A 13,082-nucleotide genomic window follows, 5' to 3' on the forward strand; every position below is an offset into this window, starting at 1 on the left:
CGAAAGGGGCCCAGTGTTCCCACGCCACCGTCCCCGCAGGCTCCGGACGACTCCTGCGCTGCGCCGGCTCGTAGCGGAAACCTCGCTTGAGCCAAGGCATTTGGTGCTACCGATGTTTGTCGCCGACGGCGTCGACGAGCCGCGCGCCATCGCCTCGATGCCGGGCGTTGTCCAGCACACGCGGGACTCCCTGCGCCGCGCGGCCGCCGATGCGGTGGCTGCAGGTGTCGGCGGGCTGATGCTGTTCGGCATCCCGCGCGACGAGGACAAGGACGCCGTCGGTTCGGCAGGGATTGCCGAGGACGGCATCCTCAACGTCGCGCTGCGCGATCTGGCCAAGGATCTGGGCGAGGACACCGTGCTGATGGCCGACACCTGCCTCGACGAATTCACCGATCACGGCCACTGCGGAGTACTGGACGCCGCGGGTCGGGTCGACAACGACGCCACCAACGCCAAATACGTGGAATTGGCTGTCGCACAAGCAGAATCGGGCGCGCACGTCGTCGGCCCGAGCGGGATGATGGACGGCCAGGTCGCGGCGATCCGCGACGGCCTTGACGCCGCGGGTCACCCGGATACCGTGATCCTGGCTTACGCGGCCAAGTTCGTATCGGGGTTCTACGGCCCGTTCCGTGAGGCCGTGGCGTCCAGCCTGAGCGGTGACCGTCGGACCTATCAGCAGGACGCGGCCAACGCTCGCGAGGCGGTACGCGAGATCGAGTTGGACATCGCCGAAGGTGCCGACATCATCATGGTCAAGCCTGCGATGAGCTACCTCGACGTGGTGCGCGCCGCCGCCGAGGTCTCGCCGGTGCCGGTTGCGGCGTATCAGGTCTCGGGCGAGTACTCGATGATCAGCGCCGCGGCTGCGAACGGCTGGATCGATCTGCAGACGGTGGCACTGGAGACGTTGACGGGCATTCGACGCGCGGGCGCCGACATCGTGCTGACGTACTGGGCCGCAGACGTGGCCGGCTGGCTGGCGTGACGCAGAGCCGCAGGGCCGGCGACATATGACCCAGCCCCAGAAGACGACCGAGCGGGCCAGGCCGCTGGACGTCGACACCGGATTCTGGCTGTGGGTGGCGGCGCTGCCGCTGATGGTCATCGGTTACGTCATCGACCTGGTGGTCACCGACAGTCATCAGCCGACGATCGTGTCGGCGATCTCGGTCGTATTCGTCGTCGTGTTGGCCGCGGTTGTCCTGACGTTCCTGATCTTGATGAGGCACGGATACCGGTGGGCGCGCACGTTCTTGACGGGTGGCGGCGTCGCGTCGGTGGTCTACACAGCCAGCAACCTGTTCTCCGTGGCCCGCCCCACCGCGGCGGCCGTCGGCTTCGCGGTCACCGCGATCGTCGGGTCTGTGCTGATCGTCGGCGGTGTGTTCCTGCTACACCGCAAGGATGCCCACGCCTTCTTCACCAGATGAGACCGTTAGGCTGACCGGGACATGACAGCCCCACAGTCGCGACCGCGTGTCGTCACCGCCGCATTCTGGTGCTGGGTAGCAGCGTCTTTTCTTCTCCTCCTCGGTGGTCTGATCGCCGCTTCGCTGCACATGCCCGTGGCCTTTCGAGGAGCGGGTGTCATTTTTGCGCTCGCGGGCGCCGCGCTGGCGTTTCTGGCGGGACGCAGCCGGGGCGGCGACACCCGTTATCGGCGGGCCGCGTTGGCGTTGGCGCTGACCATCGTCGTGCTGGTCGCTGTCGCGGCGCTCTTCCGTCTGACGAACGGCATCACGCTGCTGGCGGTGTTCCCTCTGGTCGCCGGGACCGTGCTGATCACCCGGCCGAGCGCAACGGCGCCCGAGCAGGAGCCGCAATGACGGACACCGGCGCGGAACCCGAGGTGCTGTTCTACGAGCAGGGCGCGAGCTGGTGGTGGTTGTCGGCAGGCCCTGGCGCCGGTATCGCCATGGCGCTGATCCAACTGTCGGCCGGCTACGGCATCCAGTTGTTGGTGCCTGGCATCTTCTTCGCGCTGGTGTCCGGATTTCTCTGGATTCAGGTGAAGGCCGCGCGTATCCACACCTCGGTGGAGTTGACGCCCGACTACCTGCGCCAAGGCACCGAACGCCTCCGTATCGACGACATCGTGCGGATTTATCCGGAGCCGACCGGACCGGACGAGCAGAAATGGATGTCGGCGCGCGCACTGGGCGAGCTCACCGGTGTGCCGCGCGGGCGCACGGGCATCGGCCTGCGGCTCACGAACGATCGAACCGCCCAGGCATGGGCGCGTAAGCACCAGATGCTGCGGTCGGCGCTGACCCGTCTCGTTGAAGAGCGCATCCCGCCCGAACGGGCGTCATGAGGGCCCGGATCGAGCTGCTGCTGGCGGTCGCCGCGGCGATCGGATGCGTGCTGAGCTGGTTGGCCGCCAGTTCGACGGTCGTGGTGGCGCCGGTGCTGGAGGGCGAACCCCAGACGACGTCGGTGGTCTACAGCCCGCCGCTGCTGGGATTGTCGTTGCTGCTGGCGACGGTCGCAGGGGTGCTGGCCGTACTCGGCATCGCCGCGCTGCGCCGCCGCTGACCTCACCCATCTTCGCGAGCGGCCGTGTTTGTACACCGACACGCCGTACATCGACGTGCAAAAGGGGTCGGTCGCGCCGTTCCGCGCCAACTGTGGGCCTCGCCACATCCGATTGGTACAAAGTTCGAAATCTGTAACACTGTTGCACATGACGGAGCTTGCGGAGCACCCCACAGCGACAGACGCCCTACCGCTCGGCCCGGATTCGCTGGTCTGGCGCTACTTCGGCGACAACCGCATGTACCTGATCGGCCCGCGTCCCGCGGTGCTGCAGAACATGCTCGCCGAACTCGGCCAGGGCGTGCTCGACCACTCCACGTTCTTCGCAGACACCGCCGAGCGGCTCAAGCGGACCATCCCGCCGATCTTCAACACCGTCTACGGCTCCGAGGACGCCAATGCAGGCACGCAGGTCCGCGACTTCCACCACCATGTGAAGGGCGACATGCCGGATGGCGGCCGCTACCACGCACTCGATCCCGACACCTACTTTTGGGCGCACGCCACCTTCGTCGAGCAGGTGCTCTACTTCGCCGACACGTTCGTCAAGCGGCTGACGCAGGACGAGAAGGAGCAGATCTACCTCGAATCCAAGACGTGGTATCGCCGCTACGGCGTCAGCGATCGACCGATGCCAGCGAATTACGCTGATTTCGAACAGTATTGGGATCGGATGATGAACGAGGTCATGGTTGCGCATCCGACCGCCAAGTACGGCGTCGGCTACGTGACGAAGGGTTTCCCCTGCCCGAAGGGAATGTCGCCGGTCGTGTGGCGCCTCGTCGCGGTCGTATTCGATCCGGTCGCCGCCTTCCTGACGACTGGCGGGCTGCCGCCACGCGCCCGCGATCTGCTCGGCCTGCCCTGGAGTGAGAGCCAGGAGCGTCGCTATCAGCGCTTCGCCGCCTTATGGCGCTCGAAGCCCGTTAATTGGGTGTGGGATCATCTGCCAATGCGGCTGCGCTACAACGGTTATGCGCTAAAGGGCTATGCCAGGGGTTGATTCCACGCTGGAGGCCATCCTCGACGCAGCCGTCGTCGAGTTCGAACAGCATGGCTTTCGCAGGGTCGCCCTCGACGACGTCGCACGCCGGGCGCGGGTCAGCCGCACCACCATCTACCGGCGGTTCGCCAACAAAGACGAACTCGTCGCGGCAGTGATCGAACGTGAGAACGTCCGGCTGTTCGCCGACATCGCTGCCGAACTGAAACAGTCTGCGCCGCAGTCGAATTACTACGTCGAAGCATTTACATTGTCGATACTGAAGTTTCGCAGGCACCGGGTGCTCGACCGCATGATGACCGATGAGCCGGGCCTGCTCCTCGAGATGGCCGGCCAGCACTACGGCGCGGCGATCGAGCGCATGGCCGAAGCGTTGCGGGTGATCTTCCCGGCCGGCTTCGCCGAGCGGATCGGAGAGCAGGCGGTGCTCGAGCTGGCCGACACCATCCTGCGATACGCGGCGATGGTGTTGCTGCTGCCGAGCGCGCAACCGCTGGAAACCGCAGACGACATCCGCGCCTTCGCCACGCAGCACTTCCTGCCGAGCCTCCCTGCTGCGCTGCGGGCAGTACCGGCTGGTTAGCTGCCCTGCGTTTCGTAACGCGGACCTTCGGGCAGCCCGTAGCCATGGGTACCGAACAAGAGCAACGCACCGGCGAGTCAGAACAGCAGCAACAGGGTGGGCAGCCTGATGTCCGCGAACAACGGCGACAGGCTGAGTCAACCGAAAACTCCGAAGAACCGAAAATGACCGAGAAGCCCGAGGTCACTGACGAGCACAAGGAAGAGGCCAAGAGGCAAGCCCAGGCCTACAACGACGACCTCCAGACCACCACCCTGCCCGGCAGCGGCGGCACGGTCTCCGGAACCGCCGTCACCGAGTGGGTCGACGACGAGGACAAGGGCAAGGTCGAAACCACCGCCGAAGAGGGCAACGTGGAATACCGCAACACCGAGGAATTCCGCAAGCTCCAGGAGTCCTGAACCTTCCAGCCCGGGCGCGTGTGCTGATGCCTAGGGTTGCAAGGCGTGACATCGCTTGAGGTAATCGCCCCGGCTTTCATCGAGATGGCCCACTCGATCGTGTGGGCCTCCGTCGCCACGGTCGACGAAAACAGTCGGCCCCGCACGCGCATCCTCCATCCGTATTGGGAGTGGGACGGCACCGACCTGTTCGGCTGGATCGCCACGGTGCCCAGCCCGGTGAAGAAGGCGCATCTCGCCGTTCATCCGGAAATGGCGGTCAGCTACTGGACCACCAACCACGACACGTGCAGCGCCGAGTGCCTGGTGGAGTGGTATCACGACGACGAGACCCGTACCGCCGTCTGGAACAAATTCGCGAACGGCCCCGCGCCCGTCGGCTACGACCCGCGCATCATCCCGATGTGGGCGGACGGACCGACATCGGATCAGTTCGCCGCCCTGCGATTGAGCCCATATCGCCTGCGGGTGATGCCAGGCACGGCGATGATTAACGGTGAAGGCGAAACCCTCACCTGGACTGCGAAGTGAATCTGACAACCAGCGAAGCGACCGACGTCAGTTCGTTGCCTTTGACGCCGAGGAATCCGCTGCCGCTGCGCAAGCTGGTCAAGCTGGTGCGCAGGCTCGACACCGGGCAGGAAGTGATTCGCGACGCCGGTGGGCCCATCACCCGGATCTCGTTCGGACCGAAGTGGCTCTTTCCGCCGATCGTGGCGGTGATGTCGCCGAACGCGATGCGCGACGTATTGAGCCGCAGCGACGCGTCCTCCGAGCGGTGCATCATTCACGAGGAAGTGCAGAACATGGCAGGCGACAGCCTGTTCGTCCTGCCCAACCTGCAGTGGCGTCCGCGCAAGCGTGCGTTACAACCCGTATTCACCAAGCACAACGTCCGAAACTTCGGCGGCCACATGTCCAGGGCTGCACAGCAATTCGTGGACCGCTGGCCGGACGGTGGTGAGGTGGACCTCGACGTCGAATGTCGCAAGGTCGCGATGCAGTCGCTGGGGCGTTCGGTTCTCGGCATCGATCTCAACGAACGAGCAGAGACCATTGCCCGGTGCATGCATGTCGCGTCGTCCTACACGGCGGACCGCGCGTTGCGCCCCGTGCACGCACCGCGGTGGCTGCCGACGCCCGCGCGCCGCAAGGCCCGGACGGCCGTCAGGGCGATGCGCAAAATCACCGACGAGATGGTGCACGCCTGCCGCGAGGATCCCACGCGTGACGCTCCGCTGGTGCAGGCGTTGATCGCGGCTACCGATCCGGAAACCGGGCAGCACCTCTCCGACGACGACATCTCCAACGACCTGCTGATCTTCATGCTGGCGGGACACGACACCACTGCTACGGCGTTGACCTACTCGCTGTGGATTCTCGGGCACCACCCTGACATCCAGGCGCGCGTCGCAGCAGAGGCCGCCGCGATCGGCGATCGGGAGCTGACGCCCGACGACGTCCCCCGGCTTGGGTACACCGTGCAGGTGCTGCACGAGTCGTTGCGGTTGTGTCCGCCCGCAGCGGGGGTCGGGCGGTTGGCGACGCGGGACATCGCGGTGGACGGCTACCGGGTGGAGGCGGGCAGTCTCATCGCGGTGGGAATCTATGGCCTGCACCATGATCCGGCGATCTGGCCAGACCCGATGACCTTCGATCCCGACCGGTTCAGCCCCGAGAAGACGAAGGCGCGCAATCGGTGGGAGTTCCTCCCGTTTCTCGGCGGGGGACGGCCGTGTATCGGCGAGCACTTCGCGAGGCTGGAAACCACGCTTGCGCTGGCAACCATCGTCAGGGCCTTGGAAATCCGGTCCACCGACAAGGAATTCCGGTGTGAGGTGCCGTTCACCACCGTCGCCGACGGACCCATTTGGGCCGAGGTGCGTCCGCGAAGCTAGACGCGCTTCAGCAGCACCGCCTGCTCGAACGGCAGCAGGCCGAACAGCGGCCGCATCCAACCTGTCACTGCAGGCGCCGCCTGCGTCTTCGGCATCACTCGTGGGTCACTCAGCTGAAATGTCTTGCCATAGCGCTTGATTCGGCCACCCCCGGCGGCCACGACGTTCTTCAGCCAGTCCCGATTCGGGCCGTATGTGAGGACGATGGCCACCCCGTCGTCGGTCGGGAACACCGTCAACGGCGTCCGGTAGGGCTTGCCCGACTTCCGGCCGACGTGCTCGAGAATGCCCATCGTCGGCGCCCACCCCGCCCACATCCGCTGGATCGGGTTGGTGACGTACCGATTGAACCGTGCCAGCCATTGCGGTAATTGCATGACGACCATCAAACTCGTAGCTCATGGCCTACCTCAAGCCTGGATGGTTCACCCGCGCGGTGTTCAACAAGATCGCCGTCGCCACGGGGATGAGCAACACCGAAAAGCTGACTGTGACCCGGCGCCGCAGCAAGCAAGCCCAAGAAGTTCCAGTGATCACCGTCGACGTGGGCGGCGCCAAGTATCTGGTCTCCACCCGCGGCGAATCCGAGTGGGTGAAGAACGTCCGCGCCGACCCGAACGTGACGATCGGTTCGACGGCCTACGTCGCACGCGAGATTCCCGAGCAGGACCGCCAGCCGGTTCTGGCCGCCTACCGGCAGAAGGCCGGCCATGCCGTGGTGGGCTACTTCAAGCGGTTGCCGCGCGAGGCCGATCACCCGGTGTTCGTCGTCACACCCAAGGGCTGAGCCACTACACCCTGTAGTTGACCCGATCCGCCGGGCTGGAACACTGGTGGTCATGCACAGCACCCCGTTGTCGACGGCAGCCTCCGCTGCGCTGTTCGCCGACGCGTGCGCAGTCATCCCCGGCGGGGTGAACTCACCGGTCAGGGCCTTTTCCTCGGTCGGCGGCACCCCGCGGTTCATCACCTCTGCCTCCGGCTACTGGCTGACCGATGCCGACGGCAACCGCTACGTCGACCTGGTGTGCTCGTGGGGGCCGATGATCCTCGGCCACGCCCACCCCGCCGTGGTCGAAGCGGTCCAGCGCGTCGCCGCCGACGGCCTGTCCTTCGGCGCGCCGACGCCCTCGGAGACCGAACTCGCCTCCGAGATCATCGGTCGCGTCGCCCCTGTGGAGCGGCTCCGGATGGTCAACTCCGGCACCGAGGCCACCATGAGCGCGATCCGGCTGGCCCGCGGCTTCACCGGCCGCGCCAAGATCATCAAGTTCTCCGGCTGCTATCACGGCCATAGCGACGCGCTGCTCGCCGACGCGGGATCCGGTGTCGCGACGCTCGGCCTGCCGTCCTCGCCGGGAGTCACCGGCGCCGCCACCGCCGACACGATTGTGTTGCCGTACAACAACATTCCCGCGGTGGAAGAGGTGTTCGGACAGTTCGGTGACGAGATCGCCTGCATCATCACCGAGGCTAGCCCCGGCAACATGGGCACGGTGGCGCCGTTGCCGGGTTTCAACGCGGCGCTGCGCCGCATCACCGCCGACCACGGTGCGCTGCTGATCTCCGACGAGGTGATGACGGGCTTCCGGGTCAGCCGATCCGGCTGGTACCGCGTGGATCCCGTCGACGCCGACCTGTTCACCTTCGGCAAGGTGATGAGCGGTGGTCTGCCCGCCGCCGCGTTCGGTGGCCGCGCCGAGGTGATGGAGCGGCTCGCGCCGCTGGGCCCCGTCTATCAGGCAGGCACGCTGTCGGGTAACCCCGTCGCGATGGCCGCCGGCCTCGCCACTCTGCGCGCGGCCGACGACGCCGCCTATACCGCGCTGGACGCCAATGCCGACCGGCTGGCCGTGCTGATGGGCAAAGCGTTGACAGAAGCCGGTGTAGCGCACCAGGTTCAGCGCGCAGGAAACATGCTCAGCGTCTTCTTCACCGACGAGCCCGTCCACGACTTCGCGGCCGCCCGCGCCACCGAAACCTGGCGGTTCCCGGCCTTCTTCCATGCCCTCCTTGACGCAGGTGTCTACCCGCCGCCAAGCGCATTCGAAACGTGGTTCGTCTCAACCGCTCTGGACGACGAGGCGTTCGAGCGCATCGCCGACGCGCTGCCACGTGCCGCTCGCGCCGCTGCGGAAGCGACGAAGCCTCAATGAGCGAGAAGACAGTTGTGCACGTGATGCGGCACGGCGAGGTCTACAACCCCGACAAGATCCTGTACGGCCGGCTGCCCAACTACCACCTCTCCGAGCGTGGCCGGGCCCAAGCACAGGCCGTTGCCGACTGGCTGGCACTGCGCGACGTCGTCTATGTCGTCGCGTCGCCGCTGGAGCGGGCGCAGGAGACGGCGCAGCCGCTGGCTACCAAACTCGGCCTGCCGATCGACACCGACGACGAGCTGATCGAGTCGACGAATATCTTTCAGGGTCAACGTGTCTCACCCGGTGACGGTGCCCTGCGCGACCCCCGCAACTGGTGGTATCTGCGCAATCCGCGGACGCCGTCCTGGGGCGAGCCGTACAGCGAGATCGCGACTCGAATGACCGCGGCGGTGCACCGGGCGCGGATCAAGGCGGCGGGACATGAAGCGGTTTGCGTCAGCCATCAGTTGCCGGTGGAGACGCTGCGCAGGGCCATGACCGGCCAGACGCTGCACCACTTCCCGACCCGGCGGATGTGCAACCTGGCGTCGGTGACGTCCTTCTATTTCCGCGGCGATACCTACGTCGGCTGGGGATACGCGGAGCTGGCCGGGCAGTGAAGTGGCTGGCGGTCCTGGCAAGCGCGGCGATCGTCGCGCTCGCTGGCTGCTCCACCGGTGACGACGCTGTCGCCCAGGGTGGCACGTTCGAGTTCGTTGCGCCGGGCGGTAAGACCGACATCTTTTACGATCCACCCGAAAGCCGGGGTCGCCCAGGCAAGTTGGCCGGCCCCGAGCTGATGGACTCTGCCAAGACGATTTCGCTCGACGACTTTGCAGGCAAGGTCGTCGTGGTCAATGTATGGGGCCAATGGTGTGGGCCCTGCCGCACCGAGATCACCCAGCTGCAGAAGGTGTATGACGCCACCCGTGCCGAGGGTGTGGCGTTTCTCGGCATCGACGTCCGCGACAACAACCGCGATGCCGCAAAGGATTTCATCGTCGACCGCAAGGTCACGTTTCCATCGATCTACGACCCGCCGATGCGCACGATGATCGCATTCGGCGGTAAATTCCCCGCCACGGTGATCCCGTCGACCGTCGTGCTCGACCGTCGGCACCGGGTGGCCGCGGTGTTTCTGCGCGAACTTCTCGCCGAGGATCTGCAGCCGGTCGTGGAAAGGCTTGCGGCCGAACCGGAACCGAAGACATGACCGGGTTCACTGAGATCGCTGCGGCCGGGCCCCTGCTGCTCGCGCTCGGGGTCAGCATCCTCGCGGGGTTTGTCTCGTTCGCCTCACCGTGCGTGGTGCCCCTGGTGCCGGGCTATCTGTCCTATTTGGCCGCCGTGGTCGGGGTGGAAGAACAGCCTGGGGGCGTGGCCGTGCGCACCGCACGCTTGCGGGTAACCGGTGCGGCGCTGTTGTTCGTCGCCGGCTTCACCGCCGTGTTTCTGCTCGGTACCGTGGCCGTGCTCGGGATGACCACCACGCTGATCACCAATCAGCTTCTGCTGCAACGCATCGGCGGGGTGCTCACGATCGTGATGGGTCTGGTGTTCGTCGGGTTCGTCCCGCTGCTGCAGCGCGACGCCCGGTTCACGCCGAAACAGATCTCGACGCTCGGCGGCGCACCGCTGCTTGGTGCGGTGTTCGGGCTGGGCTGGACGCCGTGCCTCGGGCCGACCCTAACCGGAGTGATCGCGGTGGCCTCGGCGACCGACGGCGCAAGCGTCGCGCGCGGTGTGGCACTGGTCATCGCCTACTGCCTCGGACTGGGAATCCCGTTCGTGTTGTTGGCCTTTGGCTCCGCACGCGCCGTGCAGGGCCTTGGCTGGCTGCGCCGGCACACCCGCGCCATCCAGATCTTCGGCGGAGTGCTGCTGATCCTCGTCGGCACCGCGCTGGTAACCGGCCTGTGGAACGACTTCGTGTCCTGGGTGCGCGACGCGTTCGTCAGCGATGTGACGTTGCCGATATGAGAACGGTTTCCCCGCTCGCGCTGATGCGCAACACCTGGCGGACCCTGACGTCGATGGGCACCGCTCTAGTGCTGCTGTTCCTGCTCGCGCTCGGCGCCATTCCCGGCGCCCTGCTGCCGCAGCGCAGCCTCAACGAGTTCAAGGTCGAGCAGTACATCGCCGAGCACCCGACCATCGGCCCCTGGCTGGACCGGCTGCAGGCCTTCAGCGTGTTCTCCAGCTTCTGGTTCACCGCGATCTATGTGCTGCTGTTCATTTCGCTGGTTGGCTGTCTGACCCCGCGAATGATCGAGCATGTCCGCAGCCTGCGCGCCACCCCGGTCGCCGCCCCCCGCAACCTGAGCCGGCTGCCCAAGCACCACACCGCTGAGGTTTCCGGGGAGCCGCAGCAGCTGACCGACACGATCTCGGCCCGTCTCAAGGGCTGGCGCCGCACCGTTCGCAAGGACGGCGACAGCGTGGAGATCAGCGCGGAGAAGGGCTATCTGCGCGAGTTCGGCAATATCGTCTTCCACTTCTCGCTGCTCGGCCTGCTCGTCGCAGTGGCGGCTGGAAAGCTGTTCGGTTACGAGGGCAACGTCATCGTCATCGCCGACCGAGGTCCCGGCTTCTGCTCGGCCTCGCCCGCGGCGTTCGACTCCTTCCGTGCGGGCAACACCGTCGACGGCACCTCGCTGTATCCGATCTGCTTGCGCGTCAACGACTTTCAGGCGCACTATATGCCGAGCGGTCAGGCGGTGAGCTTCGCAGCCAACATCGACTACCAGGCAGGCGCCGACCTGAATTCAGACACCTGGCGGCCCTATCACCTGAAGGTCAACGAGCCGCTGCGGGTCGGCGGTGATCGGGTTTACCTGCAGGGCCACGGCTACGCGCCGACGTTCACCGTCACGTTCCCCGACGGGCAGACCCGCACGCAGACACTGCAGTTCCGGCCGGAAAGCCAGATCACCATGCTGTCGTCGGGGGCCATGCGCTTCGATCCGCCCGGCGGCAGCTATCCCAATGCCGACCAACGACGGAAAAGCCAGATCGCGATCCAGGGCCTGTTCGCGCCGACCGAACAGCTCGACGGGGCCCTGCTGTCCTCGAGCTTCCCGGCCTTGAACGACCCGGCCGTCGCCATCGACATCTACAAGGGCGACACCGGCTTGGACACCGGCAAGCCGCAATCGTTGTTCTCGTTGGACCCGGCGCTCGTCGAGCAGAAGCGGCTCACCAAGAAGGCGCGGGTGAACCTGAAAGCCGGTCAGGACACTCGGCTGGACGACGGCACCATCGTCCGGTTCGACGGCGCGGTGCCGTTCATCAACGTGCAGGTCTCCCACGACCCTGCACAGATCTGGGTGCTGGTTTTCGCCCTGACGATGATGGCCGGTCTGCTGGTGTCGCTCGTGGTGCGGCGCAGGCGGGTCTGGGTTCGGCTGACGCCCGCAGGTGCAGGTACGGTAAGCGTCGAGCTGGGCGGCTTGGCGCGCACCGATAACTCCGGCTGGGGCGACGAGTTCGAGCGGTTGACGCAGCGTCTGCTGGACGCCGACGTCCAGCCGTCGAAGGAGACCGTATGAATACCGAGCATGTCGACATCGGGTTGGCCCGCTACTCCGACTGGGCGTTCACCTCGTCGGTGGTGGTCCTGGTGGGCGCGATGGTGCTACTCGCCGTCGAGCTGGCCTACAGCCGCGGCCGCAAGGTGGAAGCCCGCGAGTTGGTCGGAGCAACCGTTGGCGCGGACAGCGCCACCCCAGGCGTCGTCGCCGAAGCACCGAAGCGTCCGCTCGACGAACGCGCAGGCAAGTCCGGCCTGGCCCTGGTCTATGTCGGCATCGGGCTGCTGCTGCTGTGTATAGCGCTGCGCGGCCTGGCCACGGCTCGGGTGCCGTGGGGCAACATGTACGAGTTCATCAACCTGACGTGCTTCTCGGGGCTCGTCGCAGGCGCGATCGTGCTGCGCAAGCCGCAGTACCGCGCACTGTGGGTGTTCGTGCTCGTGCCGGTGCTGATCCTGTTGACCGTGTCGGGCCGCTGGCTCTACACCAACGCCGCACCGGTGATGCCCGCGCTCCAGTCCTACTGGCTGCCGATCCACGTGTCGGTGGTCAGCCTCGGCTCGGGCGTGTTTCTGGTCGCCGGGGTGGCCAGCATCCTGTTCCTGCTCAAGATGTGCCTCCCCGACAACGCGTTTGTGCAACGGCTGCCCGACGCGCAGACGCTCGACCGGATCGCTTACCGCACAACCATTTTCGCGTTCCCGGTGTTCGGCTTCGGCGGCATCTTCGGCGCCATCTGGGCTGAGGAGGCCTGGGGTCGCTACTGGGGCTGGGACCCCAAGGAGACGGTGTCGTTCATCGCGTGGGTGGTCTACGCGGCCTACCTGCACGCCCGCTCGACGGCGGGGTGGCGCGACAAGAAGGCGGCCTGGATCAACGTCGTCGGCTTCGTCGCGATGGTGTTCAACCTGTTCTTCATCAACCTGGTGACCGTCGGCTTGCATTCGTACGCTGGGGTCGGCTGATTCCAGAAGGGGGCGCACGC

At 66.2% G+C, this 13,082-nt stretch carries 18 protein-coding genes; 17 read left to right on the forward strand and 1 reads right to left on the reverse strand.

What is annotated here, in order from left to right; translation table 11 throughout:
• Positions 1–13 precede the first annotated feature (13 nt).
• From hemB to J3E61_RS13010, 10 genes are all read left to right on the forward strand, one after another.
• A complete protein-coding gene (gene hemB, locus J3E61_RS12965; protein WP_192725496.1) occupies positions 14–991 on the forward strand; it encodes a porphobilinogen synthase in 978 nt (325 codons plus the stop codon).
• 25 nt (positions 992–1,016) lie between these two features.
• Positions 1,017–1,436, forward strand: a complete 420-nt coding sequence (locus J3E61_RS12970) for a hypothetical protein (RefSeq protein WP_210083814.1) — start codon at positions 1,017–1,019, stop codon at positions 1,434–1,436.
• A 21-nt stretch (positions 1,437–1,457) separates the two neighbouring features.
• Positions 1,458–1,832, forward strand: a complete 375-nt coding sequence (locus J3E61_RS12975; protein WP_192725494.1) for a hypothetical protein — start codon at positions 1,458–1,460, stop codon at positions 1,830–1,832.
• Positions 1,829–2,320: a DUF3093 domain-containing protein gene (locus tag J3E61_RS12980; protein WP_210083815.1), complete on the forward strand. Its 492-nt coding sequence runs from the start codon at positions 1,829–1,831 to the stop codon at positions 2,318–2,320. The genes J3E61_RS12975 and J3E61_RS12980 overlap by 4 nt, the downstream gene beginning before the upstream one ends.
• A complete protein-coding gene (locus tag J3E61_RS12985; protein WP_210083816.1) occupies positions 2,317–2,541 on the forward strand; it encodes a hypothetical protein in 225 nt (74 codons plus the stop codon). The genes J3E61_RS12980 and J3E61_RS12985 overlap by 4 nt, the downstream gene beginning before the upstream one ends.
• 148 nt (positions 2,542–2,689) lie before the next feature.
• Complete coding sequence (locus tag J3E61_RS12990; protein ID WP_210083817.1) at positions 2,690–3,544, forward strand: DUF2236 domain-containing protein; 855 nt, start codon at positions 2,690–2,692, stop codon at positions 3,542–3,544.
• Positions 3,531–4,127 carry a TetR/AcrR family transcriptional regulator gene (locus J3E61_RS12995; protein ID WP_210083818.1) on the forward strand — a complete coding sequence of 199 codons (597 nt, stop codon included), beginning with the start codon at positions 3,531–3,533 and terminating at the stop codon, positions 4,125–4,127. Before J3E61_RS12990 ends, J3E61_RS12995 begins: the two co-directional genes overlap by 14 nt.
• 44 nt (positions 4,128–4,171) lie before the next feature.
• Positions 4,172–4,528, forward strand: a complete 357-nt coding sequence (locus tag J3E61_RS13000) for a hypothetical protein (RefSeq protein ID WP_192725489.1) — start codon at positions 4,172–4,174, stop codon at positions 4,526–4,528.
• Positions 4,529–4,573: 45 nt separating this feature from the next.
• Positions 4,574–5,059 carry a pyridoxamine 5'-phosphate oxidase family protein gene (locus J3E61_RS13005; RefSeq protein WP_192725488.1) on the forward strand — a complete coding sequence of 162 codons (486 nt, stop codon included), beginning with the start codon at positions 4,574–4,576 and terminating at the stop codon, positions 5,057–5,059.
• Complete coding sequence (locus J3E61_RS13010; RefSeq protein ID WP_192725487.1) at positions 5,056–6,426, forward strand: cytochrome P450; 1,371 nt, start codon at positions 5,056–5,058, stop codon at positions 6,424–6,426. The genes J3E61_RS13005 and J3E61_RS13010 overlap by 4 nt, the downstream gene beginning before the upstream one ends.
• Here the strand turns inward: J3E61_RS13010 and J3E61_RS13015 are convergent.
• Positions 6,423–6,803, reverse strand: coding sequence for a nitroreductase family deazaflavin-dependent oxidoreductase (locus tag J3E61_RS13015; RefSeq protein WP_192725486.1), 381 nt, complete (start codon positions 6,801–6,803; stop codon positions 6,423–6,425). The two genes, J3E61_RS13010 and J3E61_RS13015, sit on opposite strands and share 4 nt — an antisense overlap.
• A gap of 23 nt (positions 6,804–6,826) precedes the next feature.
• Here J3E61_RS13015 and J3E61_RS13020 point away from each other — a divergent pair, with 23 nt between their 5' ends.
• Genes J3E61_RS13020 through ccsB form a run of 7 tightly spaced genes read left to right on the forward strand, consistent with a single transcriptional unit; the run spans position 6,827 to position 13,062 of the window.
• Positions 6,827–7,213, forward strand: a complete 387-nt coding sequence (locus J3E61_RS13020) for a nitroreductase family deazaflavin-dependent oxidoreductase (protein WP_210083819.1) — start codon at positions 6,827–6,829, stop codon at positions 7,211–7,213.
• A gap of 52 nt (positions 7,214–7,265) precedes the next feature.
• Entirely contained in the window at positions 7,266–8,582 is a 1,317-nt protein-coding gene (hemL, locus tag J3E61_RS13025; RefSeq protein WP_210083820.1) for a glutamate-1-semialdehyde 2,1-aminomutase, read from the forward strand.
• The gene (locus J3E61_RS13030) at positions 8,579–9,187 is read left to right on the forward strand and encodes a histidine phosphatase family protein (RefSeq protein WP_210083821.1); all 609 of its coding nucleotides are present in this window, start codon (positions 8,579–8,581) and stop codon (positions 9,185–9,187) included. Before hemL ends, J3E61_RS13030 begins: the two co-directional genes overlap by 4 nt.
• Positions 9,184–9,780: a TlpA family protein disulfide reductase gene (locus J3E61_RS13035; RefSeq protein WP_210083822.1), complete on the forward strand. Its 597-nt coding sequence runs from the start codon at positions 9,184–9,186 to the stop codon at positions 9,778–9,780. The genes J3E61_RS13030 and J3E61_RS13035 overlap by 4 nt, the downstream gene beginning before the upstream one ends.
• Positions 9,777–10,547, forward strand: a complete 771-nt coding sequence (locus J3E61_RS13040) for a cytochrome c biogenesis protein CcdA (RefSeq protein ID WP_210083823.1) — start codon at positions 9,777–9,779, stop codon at positions 10,545–10,547. Before J3E61_RS13035 ends, J3E61_RS13040 begins: the two co-directional genes overlap by 4 nt.
• Positions 10,548–10,570: 23 nt before the next feature.
• Positions 10,571–12,115 carry a cytochrome c biogenesis protein ResB gene (locus J3E61_RS13045; protein WP_210085535.1) on the forward strand — a complete coding sequence of 515 codons (1,545 nt, stop codon included), beginning with the start codon at positions 10,571–10,573 and terminating at the stop codon, positions 12,113–12,115.
• Positions 12,112–13,062: a c-type cytochrome biogenesis protein CcsB gene (ccsB, locus tag J3E61_RS13050; protein ID WP_210083824.1), complete on the forward strand. Its 951-nt coding sequence runs from the start codon at positions 12,112–12,114 to the stop codon at positions 13,060–13,062. Before J3E61_RS13045 ends, ccsB begins: the two co-directional genes overlap by 4 nt.
• Positions 13,063–13,082: the final 20 nt, after the last annotated feature.

Origin of the sequence: Mycobacterium sp. OAE908 (genome assembly GCF_017872775.1) — a bacterium.
In the GTDB taxonomy this organism is placed as follows: Bacteria; Actinomycetota; Actinomycetes; order Mycobacteriales; family Mycobacteriaceae; genus Mycobacterium.

Excerpts from the sequence above, each read along its gene's own strand:
- J3E61_RS12970 (WP_210083814.1), top strand. The coding sequence starts at position 1,017 with ATGACCCAGCCCCAGAAGACGACCGAGCGGGCCAGGCCGCTGGACGTC.
- J3E61_RS12975 (WP_192725494.1), top strand. The coding sequence starts at position 1,458 with ATGACAGCCCCACAGTCGCGACCGCGTGTCGTCACCGCCGCATTCTGG.
- J3E61_RS12980 (WP_210083815.1), top strand. The coding sequence starts at position 1,829 with ATGACGGACACCGGCGCGGAACCCGAGGTGCTGTTCTACGAGCAGGGC.
- J3E61_RS12985 (WP_210083816.1), top strand. The coding sequence starts at position 2,317 with ATGAGGGCCCGGATCGAGCTGCTGCTGGCGGTCGCCGCGGCGATCGGA.
- J3E61_RS12990 (WP_210083817.1), top strand. The coding sequence starts at position 2,690 with ATGACGGAGCTTGCGGAGCACCCCACAGCGACAGACGCCCTACCGCTC.
- J3E61_RS12995 (WP_210083818.1), top strand. The coding sequence starts at position 3,531 with ATGCCAGGGGTTGATTCCACGCTGGAGGCCATCCTCGACGCAGCCGTC.
- J3E61_RS13000 (WP_192725489.1), top strand. The coding sequence starts at position 4,172 with ATGGGTACCGAACAAGAGCAACGCACCGGCGAGTCAGAACAGCAGCAA.
- J3E61_RS13015 (WP_192725486.1), bottom strand. The coding sequence starts at position 6,803 with ATGCAATTACCGCAATGGCTGGCACGGTTCAATCGGTACGTCACCAAC.
- J3E61_RS13020 (WP_210083819.1), top strand. The coding sequence starts at position 6,827 with ATGGCCTACCTCAAGCCTGGATGGTTCACCCGCGCGGTGTTCAACAAG.
- hemL (WP_210083820.1), top strand. The coding sequence starts at position 7,266 with ATGCACAGCACCCCGTTGTCGACGGCAGCCTCCGCTGCGCTGTTCGCC.
- J3E61_RS13030 (WP_210083821.1), top strand. The coding sequence starts at position 8,579 with ATGAGCGAGAAGACAGTTGTGCACGTGATGCGGCACGGCGAGGTCTAC.
- J3E61_RS13040 (WP_210083823.1), top strand. The coding sequence starts at position 9,777 with ATGACCGGGTTCACTGAGATCGCTGCGGCCGGGCCCCTGCTGCTCGCG.
- J3E61_RS13045 (WP_210085535.1), top strand. The coding sequence starts at position 10,571 with ATGCGCAACACCTGGCGGACCCTGACGTCGATGGGCACCGCTCTAGTG.
- ccsB (WP_210083824.1), top strand. The coding sequence starts at position 12,112 with ATGAATACCGAGCATGTCGACATCGGGTTGGCCCGCTACTCCGACTGG.